Here is a 16,391-nt window from a genome sequence, read left to right as displayed (position 1 = left end):
TCACTATTATACAAGCCACGCAACTAACTTACCCACAAAAACATCCTATGTCACTCTCACAATTTCTATTTTCACTCGTTTTTGCAATTTGGGGAACAGGATTTCTAGCAGACCTCTTTATAGGTCTTCCTACCGTTATTTATACAGAAGGTTTAACCAATCCAAAACAAATTGCTTTAACAAAATCACTTACTACTTTTGGGAAGAATTTATTTGTATTGTGCATTTTATTAATTTTAATTTATGCATATAAGCCATTAAGAAATTTAATTGTCCCAACACTAAACTTTACAGCATTAAAAAAAGTAAGCACATACATCTATATCATTCTTTTTTATGGACTACATATCGTTAATGATATATTTATAATTAATAATATTCTTCCTGATGCGGTAAAAGAGCAGTCATCCGCTTTAGACCTAGAAATGTTAAAACAATACAAACTATTATTACTAATAGGTGGCGCTATACTTGTACCTATTTTTGAAGAACTTATAGTCCGCGGTATTATTCTTCATTTCCTACTACAGCGTTTCCCATTTTGGATTGCAGCGCTTGGGTCTAGCTTCCTCTTCGGAATAGGTCATATATACTCAACTGGTGTGATGTTTAGTATGTTCATCATGGGTCTATTTATGGCCATTTTATGTAAAAAAACAAAATCCATTATTCCAGCTATATTACTTCATATTATGAATAATATGTTAGCCTTTTTAGGATAAAGAGAGGTATCATCACGATACCTCTCCTTACTCTTTTATCACAACTTCAAACTCTTCTTCCACATAATGCTTCATAAAGATTTCTTTATCGTTCTTCTTTAAATGATTTAATATATGTTTCATATCATTACTAATCTCTTTTTTAGTAGTATCGGTATGTACCGCTATTTCATCTATTTGATCTATTCCTTTTTCATTTACTGTCTTCGTATATTTTCTCGCATAATCGATATATTTATATTTTGTAATAGCTACAATCCAATTTTTTTAGAATATTTTTCTCTTCATCATACTTTTCAATATGATTCCAAATTGCCAATAACACATCATCCATACATTCCTCTTGCACATCTTCAAACGAAGCTAAATACTTCTGAATAATACTTTTTATTAGTCCGCTGTACTGCTCGATAATAAAATATAATGCTTTTTCCTCCCTTTTCCTTAGCTGATTCACAACATTTTCTTCTGTAATTTTCATACGTCTCCTCCTCTCTCATGCTCTACATCTATTAATTCGTATCGGTACTACTCATTTCTATCAATTTATACATATTTGTTAATAATATCCAAAATAAACCTCATGTAGTAAAATATAACTGATTACAAAGAAGGAGATTATATATGTTGAGCTTACTTTGGATTGTTTATATGCCACTTCTTGTTTTATGCGGATTTTTCGGTGGTATTTTTTTAATTGTTACTAGCGTGAAACACCGTAAATTATTTGTCGGTTTAATGGGGCTACTTAGCTTTTCCTTTGTCACACTCCCTTTTGTTTTTTGGGGCATGGGAGTGGAGAGCAATACAATCATCCCTATTTCAACTACTTTATATTGGATACTGTTTTCTTTAACTGGATTATTAGCAGGGATAAGTGGATTACAAGCCAAAATTAAAAGTATACGTAATATGGGATTCATTATTTTTACCGCTGGAATATTAGGGGTTATTTTCTGGGTGCTCATGTCTGTAGGTGATTCATTCTATATATAACATTTTTTGAAAACCAAAAATCGGAGGTAATACAGAAGTGTTCGGAATATTAACTTGGATGATTTTAGCTCTTACTTTGATGATATGTGAATTCGTCGTTAGTATCTTTTTAATTATTGTTGGTATTAAATATCGTAAATCAGTTACAGGGGCTACAAAAAAGAAGACAAATACATCAGCAACTACCACTACGCATATCACATCATCTCTTAAGCCAATTTTAAAAGCTAATATTCAAATAACACCAAATGGCGCAAAGAAAGTTGCATATTCAGTAACACCAAATAAAAAAAGTGTATCAACAAGTAAGACATGGCATTACACAGGTAAAAAGAAATATATATCTGTAAAAACAGCCGTACAAGTTACAACATCAATGGGTGTTTCACCTAATGGTTCTTCTGCGGGAGGAGTTACACTTGGAAAATAAAATAAAAGGGGTAAGTTCATATGGTAAATTCCATATATTTAATACTTTTATTTATCAATGGTTTAAATCTAAAGTAAATAAGGGACATACATTAGTCTCCTATATTCCTTTTATTACAAATGAGAGTCAAGTTGATGAAATGCGTCCATTCTTTGAGGAAGTAGAAGTGAATGTAGAAGATAATGATATTCAAACATCTCATATGACACATGAGGCAATGGATTTGATTTATAAAACATTAGTTGATAAAGAATGGGATTCTTCTTATTCAGATATTTTTTCCTTTTTTAATGATGAAGCAAATAAATTTGCTGTGTTGGATTTTGATTCTTTGCATAAAAAAAGAGAAAAAATTTTTTATCGGAGAGGTTCAAGTGCCCCATTAAAATTTGATGATTTTATATCTAATCTAAAGGTTGCAGATGAAAATGCGGAAAATTTTGAGGATGAAGGTACATTTTTATTCCCACCACCACTTATCGTAAATGAAGAAAAGATAAATAAAATGATGGATTATTTATCTAAATTTGGCATCACTGTTAAGATACGTACAGTTTCTACTGATATTAGAGAAGAGTATTGTTTGGACTATATTAGTGTGAAATTTAATGGTTAAAAGTAAAAAAGCAGGGAAATTAATTCCCTGCTTTTCTATTTGGTTTATTTCCTGATTGTAAGAAGAACGATAACACCCATGCAACACCTGCTAATATTGTTGCAATTAAGAATGCATCGTTAATACCGTTAATTGCAGATAGCTTTGAAATTTGTCCATATAATAGTTGCGTGCTCATCGCATCTCCTGCTTGCGCTGATCCAGCTAAGGCCGCTAAGCTTTGCCCCATGCCATGTACTTTATCAACTAAAATTGGGTTTGACGTTGTTAACATGTTACCGTAATCTGCTACGTGAGCAGTTGTTTGTTGCGTCATAAGTGTGATTAAAATCGCTGTTCCGATTGAACCAGCTACCTGCCTTGATGTATTTTGCGTTGCTGTACCGTGAGAAATTAATTTCATCGGCAGTGCGTTCATACCAGCTGTCATAATTGGCATCATAATGAATGACATACCAATTGAACGTATAATATAGTCCGTCATAATAACGCTATATGGCGTATCCATTGATAACTTTGTAAATTCATATGTCGCAAACGTTGTAATAGCTAATCCAACAATCGCTAACGGACGAATTCCATATTTATCAAATAGTTTACCTGCAATAGGTCCCATGATTCCCATAATTAATGAACCTGGAAGTAATAATAAACCTGATTCAATTGGTGTGAAGCCACGAATGTTTTGCAGATATACTGGAAGTAGTAACATACCTCCGAATAATGCCATCGTAACGATTGCGTTAATTAATAAAGTGAAAGTAAATACTGGATATTTAAATACTTGTAAATCAAGCATTTTATTGTCTGTTGTCAACTCTCTCCAAATAAATAACGCTAAACCAATTACACCGATAACAAGTGAAATAACAACTTCGGCACTAGTCCAACTATTATTTCCAGCTTCACTAAATCCGTACAACAAGCTTCCTAGTCCAATACTTGAACTAATAACACCAAATACATCTAATTTCGTTTTAGATACTGGCTGAGCTAGTGTAAAGAATTTTAAAGATAGGAAGGTAATAATTAAACCGATAATAAACATCGCATAGAACATTAAGTTCCAGCTGTAGTTTTCAATTACCCAACCTGTTACAGTTGGTCCGATAGCTGGAGCTAAAATCATCGCTACACCTAGTAATCCCATCGCTGCTCCGCGCTTATGAGGTGGGAATAATGTCATGAAGATATTCATACCAACCGGCATTAAAATACCTGCACCGACCGCTTGAATAATACGACCTGTCATCATCATTGTAAAGTTTCCTGATGTAGCACAAATGATAGATCCTACAGTAAAGAATAACATTGCTGCTACGAATAATTTACGATACGTAAATCGTGAAACTAAAAAGGCACTAATCGGTACTAAAATACCATTTACAAGCATGAATCCTGTAATTAACCATTGTGCTGTTGAAGTTGATACGTTAAATTCATTCATTAACGGTGGCAATGCAACGTTAATAATTGTTTGGTTTAAAATAGAAACGAACATACCGAGAATTAATACTGTTACAACTGCTTTTACATTTACATTCTCTATAGGCATAGACGTTTGTTTTTTCGGCATTTCTTTTTCTTGTTTTACTTCTTCTTGCTTGCTTGTTTCTAACTCAACTACATTAGAAATTTCTACTTCTTGCTTTTGTTCATTTTCTTTCTCTTCTGTTTCTACCTTACTTACTTCTATTTTACTTACGGCTGGGACTTGTTCTTCTCCCACGTTCGTTTTTTTCTTTCGTAAAAGACGATTTACAAGGAAGAAGACGATTATACAAAATAGTGCATATCCTACAATTGCAATTGAGGACATCTCATCTCCCCCTTACTTATGAATACGAACTGACACATTCATTCCAGGAACAATATTTACTGATTTACTATGATCTAAAGAAATTTTAACTGGTACAACTTGCTTTACTTTCGTATAGTTCGCTGTTGCGTTACTTGATGGTAACATTGAGAATGTGTTCGCTGTTGTTAAGCCAACTTGTTCTACTTTTCCTGTTAACGTTGTATCTGGGTATGCATCTACATATACATCTACTGTTTGGCCTTTTTGAACATCATCAATTACTGTTTCTTCAATATTTGCTGTTACCCATAAATTGTTCATATCAAATGCATAAGCAATCGGGCTACCTGCTCCAACGAAAGCATTTGTTGTTGCGTTTGATTGTACAACTGTTGCGTTTTGCGGAATTGTTACATCTACTGTTTGTTCTCCATTTGCTGCTGCTACAGTAACAGCACCTAATTTATCGTTTTCATTGTAGTTCTTACCTACTTCTGCTTTCCAGTCAGTTAGTTTACCTGCTACTGGTGACGCAATCGGAATTACCTTTCCGTCAATCTTTGCATTGTCTGTTTTTAAGTAATTTTCCGTTTGGTTGTAATAGTAATAAGCGCCAATACCGCCGCCAACTAGTACAATTAATGTGATAATGTTGATAATTACCATTCTTCGAAACTGATTCATTGCATTCCTCTCCTTATATCGCATATAATTTTTTTCTAAACTATTTATGTCCTTATTGTTTAGATTGCTTAATTGTTAATTATATTAACTTTTAAACAAAAAAATCACACCATCTGCGGTGTAAATCGAAATTTATCTACCTGCGAGCGGTGCTGATTTCTGAAGGACTATCGTTTATAATTATAAATAATTATTTTAAATCTACAACCGACAATTTACGTATGAAATGTCGTTTAAACAACAATATAACGCTGATATGTTGTTTAAGTAAAGAAAATTAAACAAGGGGAAATAAAAATGTCTATTAAAAATACAAATGATCCACGTGTAAAACGGACGAGACAACTCATACAGGATGCTTTTGTCGCTTTAGTAGGCGAAAAAGGGTTTGAAAATGTAACTGTTCAACATATTGCAGAACGTGCTCCTGTAAATCGTGCTACGTTTTATAGCCATTATCACGATAAATATGACTTATTAGACAAAAGCATTGAAGAAATGTTAGAGAAGTTAACAAAAGTCATTAAACAAAAAAATAGAAATAAAGAAGATTTTCAACTTACATTTGATTCACCACATCCAAGTTTTTTGGCCTTGTTCGAACATATTGCAGAAAATGCGAACTTCTATAACGTCATGCTTGGTGATAAAGCTGCCGGAAATTATACGTATAAAATGATGAAAGCAATTCAAACACATTTAACATTAAGCCTCTCTATTTCACAACCTAACGATGAAAAACTAATGGTTCCACGTGATATTCTTATTAGTTATGTTACTGGTGCCCACCTCGGCATGATTATGTCATGGCTAAAAAAAGGAATGATATATACCCCGCATTTTATGGCCATGCAATTAACTCGTTTAATCATTTTAGGGGCTCATACTGCAGCTGGATTAGAACGGCCTTTTTAAAACATAAAAAAGCGAAGGAGAGGCTCCTTCGCTTTTTCTATTAATTAAATGTAATGTTATGTACTGCCTCTTTATCAAGACGTTTAATAACTTCTACAATTAACTTCACTGCATTTTCATAGTCATCACGGTGTAACATTGCCGCATGAGAATGAATGTAACGCGTTGCAATCGTAATGGCCATAGACGGAATACCATTTACAGCAATATGAATGGCACCTGCATCCGTTCCACCGCCCGCTACTGAATCATATTGGTATGGAATTTGTAATTCATCAGCAACATCAACTACAAAGTCACGTAAACCTGTATGACCAATAACAGAAGCATCATATAAAATAATCTGTGGTCCATCACCCATTTTACTTTGCGCTTCTTTTGATGTTACACCAGGTGTGTCACCAGCGATACCAACATCTACTGCGAACGCGATATCTGGTTTAATATAGTTTGCAGATGTTTTTGCACCACGAAGACCGACTTCTTCTTGTACAGTCCCGACGCCATATACAACGTTTGGATGCTTTTCATCTTTTAATTGTTTTAATACATCAATTGCAATTGCACAACCAATTCGATTATCCCATGCTTTTGCAAGTAACATTTTTTCATTCTTCATCACTTGGAATTCAAAGTAAGGTACAACTTGATCTCCTGGTCGTACGCCCCACTCCATTGCTTCTTCTTGGCTAGAAGCACCAATATCGATGAACATGTCTTTAATTTCAACTGGCTTTTTACGCGCTTCTGGAGGTAAGATATGAGGTGGTTTTGAACCGATAACACCTGTTACATCTCCTTTACGCGTTACAATTGTTACGCGCTGTGCAAGCATAACTTGTGACCACCAGCCACCAACTGTTTGGAAACGAAGGAAACCTTTGTCATCAATTTGCGTAATCATAAAGCCAACTTCATCTAAATGACCTGCAACCATAATTTTCGGGCCGTTTTCTTCCCCTACTTTTTTCGCAACTAAACTTCCTAAATTATCAGTAGAAAGTTCATCCGCAAACGGCTCAATATATTTCTTCATTACTTCACGTGGTTCACGCTCGTTACCCGCAATACCACGTGCATCTGTTAATTCTTTTAGCATTGTCAATGTCTCGTCTAATTTTGTCATTGCCAACACCCTCCTTTTTCTTCAGTCACTTCATTATACAAAAGGAAATTGAAATATTCAAAAATTAACTTAGTATCCTTGTGTTTGACGCTGATGATTTACTTCGTTTTTATCTAAATATGCCTTTTCAATCTCTTCTTGTTCAAACTCAAGCGCTTGTCCTAGTCGAAGGTAGCTTGTAAATAATTCAATATAGTTCGTAATAGATGGTTGATCTGTAAAACGAATTACCTTCGCATATGTGTCTAAGAAAATTTCTACTTGTGTTTTATTCGTCTGTGCACACTTATAGAATAGGAAGTTTTTATCAATCCCTAAATCAATTCCGATTGATAAAATAAAATGTAAACCATCTACGTATTCTTCTAGTATGACTTCACGTTCTGATGCTGGTTTGTTGCTCCAATATTTAAAACAACGTGTTTCATTTGCAAGTTCTCCAATTTCTACAAGAAGAGCTAACATTTTCTCTTTTAACAATTTTTTCGGTTGTAAGTCATGTTCTTTCGCAATACGGTCATCTAATTCTTTTTGTAATTTAAATAGTTGTAGTAAGTCCACTCTATTGTCCTCCTCCAACATCGCATGTTACGCAACAATGTTGTTTCATTTCAAAGTTCATTATTATTTTTCATTTCTTATTAATAAGTAAGCCATTTACCTCTTTACAAAATAGCTTGTCCTTAATTTACAAATACGTTTCAATCATCACGATTAGATTGTTCACTCCGATTGGTGATAGGTAATCATTATCTGTGTATTGTCCACTAATGAAAATGTTATTTTATCTGATGAAAGTTCCATATCATCTTTCCATTATAGCAGTGTCGTTTCACCTAGGAAAGATACTCTTCTTTCCAAAGGGGCATAATAAAAAAAAGCCAGAAGGATTCTCCTGACTTCATATGTATATTCTTCTATATTGCTATAGCTTTTATATAGGTTTTGTCATATCAATAACGACATCTCTCTCTTTGTATACAAACAAAAAACCTTAGAAGAAAAATCTTCTAAGGTTTCAACTAATTAATTAGTTAATGTTGTTTTTTGCAACTGTTGCTAATTCAGCGAAAGCTTTTTCGTCATGAACAGCTAAGTCAGCAAGCATCTTGCGGTTAACTTCGATGCCAGCATTTTTAAGACCGTGCATTAAGCGGCTGTAAGAAAGACCATTCATACGAGCTGCTGCGTTGATACGTGTAATCCATAATTTACGGAAGTCACGTTTCTTTTGACGGCGGTCACGGAATGCATACATTAGAGATTTCATAACCTGTTGGTTAGCAACCTTGAATAATGTATTTTTTGAACCGTAGTAACCTTTTGCTAATTTAATTACTTTTTTACGACGTTGACGAGTAACTGTACCACCTTTTACTCTTGGCATAATATTACCTCCTAATTGTTCTATATATCAGCCGAACTTATTTTAAGTTGTCAAGCATTTGACGAATGCGTTTGAAGTCACCAGCGCTTACTACACCAGCTTTACGTAGTTTACGTTTAGCTTTTGTAGATTTGTTAGCGAATAAATGGCTTGTGTAAGCGTGAGAACGTTTCAGTTTACCTGATCCAGTCTTTTTGAAACGCTTTGCAGCGCCGCGATGAGTTTTTTGTTTAGGCATAGGTATTTCCTCCTCTATCTATTACTTATCGTTTTTCGGTGCTAAAACTAAGAACATACTGCGTCCTTCCATTTTAGGCTTAGATTCGATTGTACTAACTTCAGCACAAGCTTCTGAGAAGCGATCTAAAACACGTTGACCGATTTCTTTATGAGTAATGGCACGTCCTTTAAAGCGAATTGACGCTTTAACCTTGTCGCCTTTCTCTAAAAACTTGATAGCATTACGAAGTTTTGTGTTAAAGTCGTGTTCATCAATTGTTGGACTTAAACGAACTTCTTTCATGCTAATTACTTTTTGATTTTTGCGCTGTTCTTTTTCTTTCTTCTGTTGCTCAAAGCGGAATTTACCGTAGTCCATAATGCGGCATACTGGCGGTTTCGCATTTGGAGCAACTAATACTAAATCAAGATTAAGATTTGCAGCTAAGTCTAAAGCGTCATTACGAGACTTGATTCCAAGTTGATCGCCATTTGCGCCAACTAAACGTACTTCACGTGCACGAATTTGCTCGTTAATCATCATATCCTTGCTAATAGTAAGCCACCTCCAAGGTTTTCTCAGAACATAGTTTGTAGTCATAGAACCCGACAAAAAAAGTGCGGGCATACGACACCCACACTTGTAAAATCTTAAGTAAGAAATACATTTACCTGTAAACTGCGAATGCGTCCATCAGGTGAGAAGCGGGTGCTTCTACTTGTTCCACAAAACAATATTCTATTATCCTTGATGAGTTTATCATAGGACATGACGTCTGTCAAGAAGACGCGATGTGTTTTACTAACAACAAGAAATATTGTAACAAACAACTAACATACTTGCAATACTTTTTTATGATAAGTGTTACATGGTTTTTTTTTCTAATTTTTCTTACTCATATTACATAGAAAAGCCGCGGTATACCGCGGCTTTTTCTTATCGTTTTCCTTCTACTTTAATCATATCAACAAAAGCATCTAATGCGATTGTTTCTGATTTTTGTTCACCGTATTTACGTACGTTTACGCCGTTTTCAGTTACTTCATTGTCACCTACTACAAGCATGTACGGAATTTTTTGCATTTGTGCTTCACGGATTTTGTAACCAATTTTCTCTTCACGAGTATCTAATTCAACACGGATACCAGCACGGCGTAATTCGTCTTGTACTTTCTTCGCATAGTCTAAATGTACTTGCGGAGAAACTGGAATTACTTGTACTTGAACTGGAGCTAACCAAGTTGGGAATGCACCTTTGTATTCTTCAATTAAGAAGGCTACGAAACGTTCCATAGTAGATACAACACCACGGTGAATTACAACTGGACGATGTTGTTTACCGTCTTCACCAACGTAAGATAGTTCAAAGCGTTCTGGAAGTAAGAAGTCTAATTGTACAGTTGAAAGTGTTTCGTCTTTTCCAAGAGCAGTACGAACTTGAACGTCAAGTTTTGGACCGTAGAATGCCGCTTCACCTTCAGCCTCATAGTAATCAAGACCCATTTCATCCATAGCTTCTTTTAACATACCTTGTGCTTTTTCCCACATCTCATCATCAGCATAGTACTTTTTAGTATCTGCTGGGTCGCGATAAGATAGACGGAATGAGTAGTTCTCTAAACCGAAATCTTTGTACACTTCTAGAGTTAAGTTTACAACACGTTTTAATTCTTCTTTAATTTGATCTGGGCGTACGAAAATGTGCGCATCGTTTAAAGTCATTCCGCGTACACGTTGTAATCCAGATAACGCACCTGACATTTCATAGCGGTGCATTGTTCCAAGTTCCGCAATACGGATTGGTAATTCACGGTAGCTGTGAATATCGTTTTTATAAACCATCATGTGGTGAGGACAGTTCATTGGACGAAGAACTAACTCTTCATTATCCATTTCCATTGATGGGAACATACCATCACGGTAGTGGTTCCAGTGACCAGAAGTTTCATAAAGCTCTCTGCTTCCTAGTACTGGAGTGTATACGTGATCATAGCCTAAGCTTGCTTCTTTATCAACGATGTAACGCTCGATAATGCGGCGGATTGTTGCACCCTTTGGTAACCAAAGTGGTAAACCTTGTCCTACTTTTTGGCTATTAGTAAATAGTTTTAATTCTTTACCTAATTTACGGTGATCGCGCTCTTTCGCTTCTTCAAGCATACGTAAGTGCTCATCTAATTCTGCTTTCTTAACGAATGCAGTACCGTAAATACGTTGTAGCATTTTATTATTGCTATCACCGCGCCAGTAAGCACCTGCAACGCTTAATAATTTAAATACTTTAATTTTCCCTGTAGATGGAAGGTGAACACCACGGCAAAGGTCGAAGAATTCGCCTTGCTCATAGATTGAAATAACTGCATCTTCTGGAAGATCGTTAATTAAATCTAATTTTAACTCATCGCCGATTTCTTCAAAACGACGAATTGCTTCTGCACGTGGTACTTCATGACGAACGATTTCTAAGTTCTCGTTCACAATTTTTTGCATTTCTTTTTCGATTTTCTTGAAGTCTTCAACTGTAATTGCTTCTTCCATATCAATATCGTAGTAGAAGCCATTTTCAATTACTGGACCAATGCCAAGCTCAACCTTAACATCTTTATATAAACGTTTTAACGCTTGTGCTAAAAGGTGAGCTGTTGAGTGGCGTAAAATATATAAGCCATCTTCAGAATCTAATGTAATGATAGAAACTGCACCATCTTCTTCGATTGGTGTAACAAGATCGATCATCTCATCATTTAATTTTCCAGCCACAGCTTTTTTCTTTAAGCCTGGGCTAATAGAAGCTGCGATTTCTTCAGTTGTTACGCCTTTTGGAAACTCCTTCACAGCTCCATCAGGGAAAGTAATTTTAACTACATCTGCCATCACTGGTCACTCCTCTTTTTCTCAAAATAAAAAACACTCATCCCGTAAAAAGGGACGAGTGTTGAATTCGTGGTTCCACCCTTGTTCCAATTAACATAATTGTTAATTGCTCAAGTTCAACATAACGGTGTTGTCCGTTAGCAATTACTAGAAAAACCGTTCACTGCTAAAGTTTAGAGGTGGTAAGTAATAATCCCGTACTAGGAAGCTCACACCCTAAGGCTTCCCTCTCTGAAAATCGTAGAAAACTACTCATGTCCTCATCATGACATTTCAATATATTTCATTTATGTAGGTAATTATATGCTCAAAAACTTAGAAAATCAAGGGCGTTACCTTTATTTTTTAAATTTTTCACATTGCGCTCAAACTCATGTAATCCATGTAATTGTACCCGTTCTTGAAATACATTTCGCAAAGTAATAATCATATTATGGTCTTGTTCTTTCGTATATAAATAAATTTTTTTCGGCGAAATAGAAAGAAGTGGTGCAATTACTTTCGTATCAATATATACATCCTTTTGTTTTAATAAGTCTTCATCTATATATTGAACCAATTTCTCTTGTTTTAAACGTCTACCTTTATCATCATAGAAAATAAAACTTTCATCAAAAATAAGATGCACACATGACAAACGTGATTTCCGGCTACGAACTTGTTGCCGGAGCGTTTCAATAAACATTTGATATTCTTGTTCTAACTTATACTCATCAATTGCCACTTCAGCAAGCTTAGCTACCATTTCCCTATATGTACGAAGACGAAAGCGAACATATGATGAAAACGAGAATGAAAGTGGATCACAAAGCCAGTTATTTAAAGAGGATTTAATATATGATTCAAATGTGTGACGTGTTAATTCACGAGCAATTCCTTTTCTTCTCCCTTTTAAAATCTCTTGTGCCATATGCAATATTTGATGACACTCTTCCTCTTCTTCATAAAAAAACTTCTCTTTTAAGATTGTATATATCCACTCATTTTGTTTCACATTCACAATGAAATATACCATTACCGGCAATAAAATCTTTTCAATATAATTTGATTCACATACTGGTATGTGAATCACCACTTTTTGTTCCTGTAAATACACACTCGTTTCCTTATATAACAGTTCCGCTCTTTTCAGTAGTTGTCTATATACATGCATAGCATCATTTTTTTCTTCGAAGCAAATTTCAATCACTTTTGTCCCCCCTTTTATCCCTGCTCTAAAGGATTGTATCTATACGTTACAAATCCTATAAGAGTCCGTCCCGCGTGAAAGTTCACTCTTAGTAGAATTACATTTCCTATCGTTAGAAAATCCACTCGATATGGCTTGCTAATTTTATATATATTAAGGGAGGGAGAAAAAAATGATACAAGCTACTAGGAATTTTCAATAAGAACTTTTCATTTTATCATTCGACTACTTTAAAAAGCGTTTAACTACGAAAAAAAGAGCAAGCTTCTCAGCTTACTCTTTACTTATGACGACGGTTTTTCCCGCCAATTGGAATTGGTTTCGCTAAATATTTAATTCGCTCCATAATACGAGCTGCTTTCATTTCTTCCGCTTCACCGCGCTGCGTATATGTTAAATGATGTTCTAGCTGTTTAAAATCAAAGTTAGACGTAAAGAACGTCGGTAAGTTTTCTAACATACGGAATTGCAAAATTGCACCGAGTACATCATCACGCACAAAGCTTGACATCGCTTCTGCTCCAATATCATCTAACATTAAAACTTGTACGCGTTTCACCGCATCAATCTTTTCCCCAATTGAATTATCTTGAATCGAACTTTTAATTTCACGTAGAAATTCAGGGAAGTATACGAGCATCGAACTTATTTTCTTTCGAGCAAGCTCATTCGCAATTGCTCCTAACAAATACGTTTTCCCTACACCAAATTTACCGTACAAATATAAACCTTGTACTTTTTTACCAGGTTCATATGTACTTAAAAACTCATTAGCTGCACCAATCGCATCAATACGCGCATCTAAATCTGAAGGGTCTAAGTTTTCCATCGTTGCTTGTAAAATATCAGTTGGCATATATACACTTTGAACGAGCTTTTCATATTTCTTCCTCTCGTCATATGCTACTTTTCTAACACAACGATCATATTGAATATCAATCATCTTCCCTTGGATAACGAGCTTTGGCTCATATCCTTGCAGCATGTTTTTACACGAACCTAGATCCGGACAATCCGCGCAACCTACACTTTGTCCAATATATTCGTATAATTTCACAAGACTGCGTTCAATCATAGACGTTGTTACTTCCCCTTTATGTTCGTCTATAAATTCTTTCACACGCGGATGTGCCATTACTTCCGCCTTTAATACTTCATATCTATTTTTAAAATTTTCATTTTCCATTAACTTTGCAAATGAATTTTGAATATGCTCCATTTTCTCACCTCAAAGAGCGTTCATTCTCTTCTATTAATCACGCTTATATTTTTTTAACACTTCTTCTAATCGTTTTCGTTCGTCCTCTAACGTACTTGCACCTTTTTCAGCACTTACATCTTTTTTCACAGTTTCTTTCTCTTGTTCTTTCGGCTCTTCTTTCAGCCAATCTGGTACCATTTCTTTTCGTACTGTTTTCTTGGATGTACGACCTTTCTTCTTCGTCTCAGCCCATTCTTGATATTGACGATTTTCTTCTTTCGCTAATGCCATTGCTTCAGCAACTGTACCGACCTTTTTACGTGCCCAATGTCCAGCAATCTTCTCCACATACGTTTTCGCAAGTTTCATATCTGAGCGTAGCATAACGTAATAAATAAGTACATTCACAACACCTGGTGTTAACTTTTGATTCATCATTACATCTTCAACAATTTGCAAGTCAGCCTTCGTCGCCTCTGCACCGCCAGAGATTTCTTTCAATAGTTGCTTTGGTGAGATTTCCTCTAACTGTTTGATTAACATCTCTTCTTGCGATGTAGGCTCTTTTTCTTTCATCATACGTGCAGCGTGAGGCTGTACTCTTTCACTTAATACAGGTAACGCTTGACCGTTTTCGAACTGATACCAATCACGCGCTCCTTTTCTAAGCCTTTCGATATCAATTGTCTGCATCTCTGTCACCGCACCAAGAACGATATTTTGCATCGATAACACATCTACATCATACACGTAAGCAAGTGTAATGACACATTCTCGCACTTGATCTGTAATCGCCTTTTTAGGAACAAGAGCGGACAAGCCGTCTACAAATAAGGAGAAATCAAAGAAATCATTCCAAACTTTTGGAGCATCTCCCTTTTCATTACTTGGCATAACTGTCGCTTTTGGAATACGAAGATCTTCTTGCGCATGCTCAAGCTGTCCTGGATTAAACGAACCAAATACATCATTAAAAGAACGCGTAACATTTTCATACGATACAAAATCAAATTCTTCTTCTAAGAAATATTGTTTTACTTGATTATATTTTGTCCGACTCAATCGATTGTATAAAAAGATACTTAAAACAATATCATCAAAAAACTGCTTCGGGGATAAAGGTGGTTGCAGCTCATATATAAACATTCGAATATCTTTTTCTTTCTTAATATATACTTTTAAAAGCCCAATTGCTTCTAACTTTACTCGTTCCTCATACACTTCGGGAAGTTGCATTTGCATGGTCACCATAAGGGAATGGTGCGTATTCTCTTTTCCAAACACACGATCTTGATCTAACTCTCCCCATAGCGTCATGTACAAGCTAAAAGCTCTACTACCTATTAACGGCTGATATAACATCGTTAACACTTTTCGGTCGTAATTATGCAGTAACCCTTTCGCACTTACTTTATAACGATCAATCGGCAATAGCTCCATCCATGACTGTTTTTCCATTCTTGCTTTTCCTTTCTCTCATCCAATCTTCACTATATAATTTATTAGCGAAAAAGAGCTATTAGCTTTCGCTTCTAGCTCTCTTATCTCATTATTTACGGTATGTAAAGAGAATACAATACAGATTCTACTCTCTTTCTTTTTGCAGTATATCTTTTAATTCTTCAATAAATACATTTAAATCTTTAAATTGGCGATATACAGAAGCAAAACGCACGTAAGCAACATCATCGATATCACGTAGTTCTTCCATAACAATTTCACCAATCATATCACTTTTCACTTCTGATATACCTAAATTACGAAGTTCACGTTCCACACTTTGAGTTACTTCTTCTAATTGTCTTAAAGATACTGGTCTTTTTTCGCACGCTTTAATTAAGCCGCGTAAAATCTTTTCTTTATTAAACTCTTCTCGTGTTCCTTCTTTTTTTACAACGATAAGAGGTGACTCTTCCACTCTTTCAAATGTCGTAAAGCGGCTTAAACAGCTTTCACACTCTCTCCTTCTTCGAATAGAGCGCCCCTCGTCTACCGGACGCGAATCTAACACTCTTGTACCATTATGAGAACAGGATGGACAACGCAATATATTCACTCCTTTACACTATACTCTTTATTTTTCTCTACTTACTTCATCTGACAATATATATACAGTATTATATAACTCATTCTAACTCTCTTACCACTTTAAGTTTAAACGCATTATGTTATCATCTCGGTTCCAAAAATAAGATGGTAGAATAGGGCGTTAACTTATTCGCAAGAGCTC

17 protein-coding genes, 1 pseudogene and 2 other annotated features are annotated in these 16,391 nt (G+C 35.3%); of the genes and pseudogenes, 5 read left to right on the top strand and 13 right to left on the bottom strand.

Annotation, left to right across the window (positions count from 1 at the left end; genetic code table 11):
- The first annotated feature begins 47 nt into the window (after window positions 1-47).
- Entirely contained in the window at window positions 48-722 is a 675-nt protein-coding gene (locus PDK19_RS00665; protein WP_049111603.1) for a CPBP family intramembrane glutamic endopeptidase, read from the top strand.
- Between the two features lie 51 nt (window positions 723-773).
- On the opposite strand, the pseudogene PDK19_RS27255 reads toward PDK19_RS00665, so the two are convergent.
- Window positions 774-1,203: pseudogene (locus tag PDK19_RS27255) on the bottom strand (sigma-70 family RNA polymerase sigma factor); the annotation flags it as partial.
- 143 nt (window positions 1,204-1,346) lie between these two features.
- Here PDK19_RS27255 and PDK19_RS00655 point away from each other — a divergent pair.
- Genes PDK19_RS00655 through PDK19_RS00645 form a run of 3 tightly spaced genes read left to right on the top strand, consistent with a single transcriptional unit; the run spans window position 1,347 to window position 2,764 of the window.
- Complete coding sequence (locus PDK19_RS00655) at window positions 1,347-1,718, top strand: hypothetical protein (RefSeq protein WP_000950042.1); 372 nt, start codon at window positions 1,347-1,349, stop codon at window positions 1,716-1,718.
- Between the two features lie 37 nt (window positions 1,719-1,755).
- Window positions 1,756-2,148 carry a hypothetical protein gene (locus tag PDK19_RS27250; RefSeq protein ID WP_333563850.1) on the top strand — a complete coding sequence of 131 codons (393 nt, stop codon included), beginning with the start codon at window positions 1,756-1,758 and terminating at the stop codon, window positions 2,146-2,148.
- A complete protein-coding gene (locus PDK19_RS00645; protein WP_014893485.1) occupies window positions 2,138-2,764 on the top strand; it encodes a hypothetical protein in 627 nt (208 codons plus the stop codon). Before PDK19_RS27250 ends, PDK19_RS00645 begins: the two co-directional genes overlap by 11 nt.
- 19 nt (window positions 2,765-2,783) lie before the next feature.
- Here the strand turns inward: PDK19_RS00645 and PDK19_RS00640 are convergent, their stop codons facing one another.
- Together PDK19_RS00640 and PDK19_RS00635 are read right to left on the bottom strand one after the other, a co-directional pair.
- Window positions 2,784-4,583: a DHA2 family efflux MFS transporter permease subunit gene (locus tag PDK19_RS00640; protein WP_000094780.1), complete on the bottom strand. Its 1,800-nt coding sequence runs from the start codon at window positions 4,581-4,583 to the stop codon at window positions 2,784-2,786.
- A gap of 12 nt (window positions 4,584-4,595) precedes the next feature.
- Window positions 4,596-5,249 (bottom strand): HlyD family secretion protein, encoded by a 654-nt coding sequence (locus tag PDK19_RS00635; protein ID WP_001071400.1) that lies wholly within the window; start codon window positions 5,247-5,249, stop codon window positions 4,596-4,598.
- 297 nt (window positions 5,250-5,546) lie between these two features.
- Here PDK19_RS00635 and PDK19_RS00630 point away from each other — a divergent pair, with 297 nt between their 5' ends.
- Complete coding sequence (locus tag PDK19_RS00630) at window positions 5,547-6,164, top strand: TetR/AcrR family transcriptional regulator (protein WP_000023673.1); 618 nt, start codon at window positions 5,547-5,549, stop codon at window positions 6,162-6,164.
- A gap of 40 nt (window positions 6,165-6,204) precedes the next feature.
- Here PDK19_RS00630 and PDK19_RS00625 read toward each other — a convergent pair whose 3' ends face one another.
- From PDK19_RS00625 to nrdR, 10 genes are all read right to left on the bottom strand, one after another.
- Window positions 6,205-7,290, bottom strand: a complete 1,086-nt coding sequence (locus PDK19_RS00625) for a M42 family metallopeptidase (RefSeq protein WP_000163568.1) — start codon at window positions 7,288-7,290, stop codon at window positions 6,205-6,207.
- A 69-nt stretch (window positions 7,291-7,359) separates the two neighbouring features.
- Window positions 7,360-7,851 (bottom strand): dUTP diphosphatase, encoded by a 492-nt coding sequence (locus tag PDK19_RS00620; protein ID WP_000365050.1) that lies wholly within the window; start codon window positions 7,849-7,851, stop codon window positions 7,360-7,362.
- A gap of 469 nt (window positions 7,852-8,320) precedes the next feature.
- Window positions 8,321-8,677 (bottom strand): 50S ribosomal protein L20, encoded by a 357-nt coding sequence (gene rplT, locus PDK19_RS00615; RefSeq protein WP_001138362.1) that lies wholly within the window; start codon window positions 8,675-8,677, stop codon window positions 8,321-8,323.
- 37 nt (window positions 8,678-8,714) lie between these two features.
- Window positions 8,715-8,915 carry a 50S ribosomal protein L35 gene (gene rpmI / locus PDK19_RS00610; RefSeq protein WP_001125945.1) on the bottom strand — a complete coding sequence of 67 codons (201 nt, stop codon included), beginning with the start codon at window positions 8,913-8,915 and terminating at the stop codon, window positions 8,715-8,717.
- A gap of 21 nt (window positions 8,916-8,936) precedes the next feature.
- Complete coding sequence (gene infC / locus PDK19_RS00605) at window positions 8,937-9,440, bottom strand: translation initiation factor IF-3 (RefSeq protein WP_000973214.1); 504 nt, start codon at window positions 9,438-9,440, stop codon at window positions 8,937-8,939.
- Between the two features lie 62 nt (window positions 9,441-9,502).
- Window positions 9,503-9,623 (bottom strand) — a sequence feature (ribosomal protein L20 leader region).
- A gap of 210 nt (window positions 9,624-9,833) precedes the next feature.
- Window positions 9,834-11,771: a threonine--tRNA ligase gene (gene thrS / locus PDK19_RS00600; RefSeq protein ID WP_000786083.1), complete on the bottom strand. Its 1,938-nt coding sequence runs from the start codon at window positions 11,769-11,771 to the stop codon at window positions 9,834-9,836.
- 47 nt (window positions 11,772-11,818) lie between these two features.
- Window positions 11,819-12,047, bottom strand: a binding site (T-box leader).
- A gap of 31 nt (window positions 12,048-12,078) precedes the next feature.
- Window positions 12,079-12,960, bottom strand: coding sequence for a putative sporulation protein YtxC (gene ytxC, locus PDK19_RS00595; RefSeq protein ID WP_000569618.1), 882 nt, complete (start codon window positions 12,958-12,960; stop codon window positions 12,079-12,081).
- A 280-nt stretch (window positions 12,961-13,240) separates the two neighbouring features.
- A complete protein-coding gene (gene dnaI, locus PDK19_RS00590) occupies window positions 13,241-14,179 on the bottom strand; it encodes a primosomal protein DnaI (protein WP_000400101.1) in 939 nt (312 codons plus the stop codon).
- A 33-nt stretch (window positions 14,180-14,212) separates the two neighbouring features.
- On the bottom strand, window positions 14,213-15,619 hold the full coding sequence (locus tag PDK19_RS00585) for a replication initiation and membrane attachment family protein (protein WP_000415018.1): 1,407 nt from the start codon (window positions 15,617-15,619) through the stop codon (window positions 14,213-14,215).
- Window positions 15,620-15,746: 127 nt separating this feature from the next.
- Window positions 15,747-16,208 (bottom strand): transcriptional regulator NrdR, encoded by a 462-nt coding sequence (nrdR, locus tag PDK19_RS00580; protein WP_001203687.1) that lies wholly within the window; start codon window positions 16,206-16,208, stop codon window positions 15,747-15,749.
- Between the last annotated feature and the right edge of the window lie 183 nt (window positions 16,209-16,391).

Source organism: Bacillus cereus group sp. BcHK124, assembly GCF_027712065.1.
GTDB lineage: Bacteria > Bacillota > Bacilli > Bacillales > Bacillaceae_G > Bacillus_A > Bacillus_A pacificus.
Note: the sequence above shows the minus strand (reverse complement) of the source record. Positions and strands in the feature narration are given on the sequence as shown.

Excerpts from the sequence above, each read along its gene's own strand:
- PDK19_RS00665 (WP_049111603.1), top strand. The coding sequence starts at position 48 with ATGTCACTCTCACAATTTCTATTTTCACTCGTTTTTGCAATTTGGGGA.
- PDK19_RS00655 (WP_000950042.1), top strand. The coding sequence starts at position 1,347 with ATGTTGAGCTTACTTTGGATTGTTTATATGCCACTTCTTGTTTTATGC.
- PDK19_RS00640 (WP_000094780.1), bottom strand. The coding sequence starts at position 4,583 with ATGTCCTCAATTGCAATTGTAGGATATGCACTATTTTGTATAATCGTC.
- PDK19_RS00635 (WP_001071400.1), bottom strand. The coding sequence starts at position 5,249 with ATGAATCAGTTTCGAAGAATGGTAATTATCAACATTATCACATTAATT.
- PDK19_RS00630 (WP_000023673.1), top strand. The coding sequence starts at position 5,547 with ATGTCTATTAAAAATACAAATGATCCACGTGTAAAACGGACGAGACAA.
- PDK19_RS00625 (WP_000163568.1), bottom strand. The coding sequence starts at position 7,290 with ATGACAAAATTAGACGAGACATTGACAATGCTAAAAGAATTAACAGAT.
- rplT (WP_001138362.1), bottom strand. The coding sequence starts at position 8,677 with ATGCCAAGAGTAAAAGGTGGTACAGTTACTCGTCAACGTCGTAAAAAA.
- rpmI (WP_001125945.1), bottom strand. The coding sequence starts at position 8,915 with ATGCCTAAACAAAAAACTCATCGCGGCGCTGCAAAGCGTTTCAAAAAG.
- infC (WP_000973214.1), bottom strand. The coding sequence starts at position 9,440 with ATGATGATTAACGAGCAAATTCGTGCACGTGAAGTACGTTTAGTTGGC.
- thrS (WP_000786083.1), bottom strand. The coding sequence starts at position 11,771 with ATGGCAGATGTAGTTAAAATTACTTTCCCTGATGGAGCTGTGAAGGAG.
- dnaI (WP_000400101.1), bottom strand. The coding sequence starts at position 14,179 with ATGGAGCATATTCAAAATTCATTTGCAAAGTTAATGGAAAATGAAAAT.
- PDK19_RS00585 (WP_000415018.1), bottom strand. The coding sequence starts at position 15,619 with ATGGAAAAACAGTCATGGATGGAGCTATTGCCGATTGATCGTTATAAA.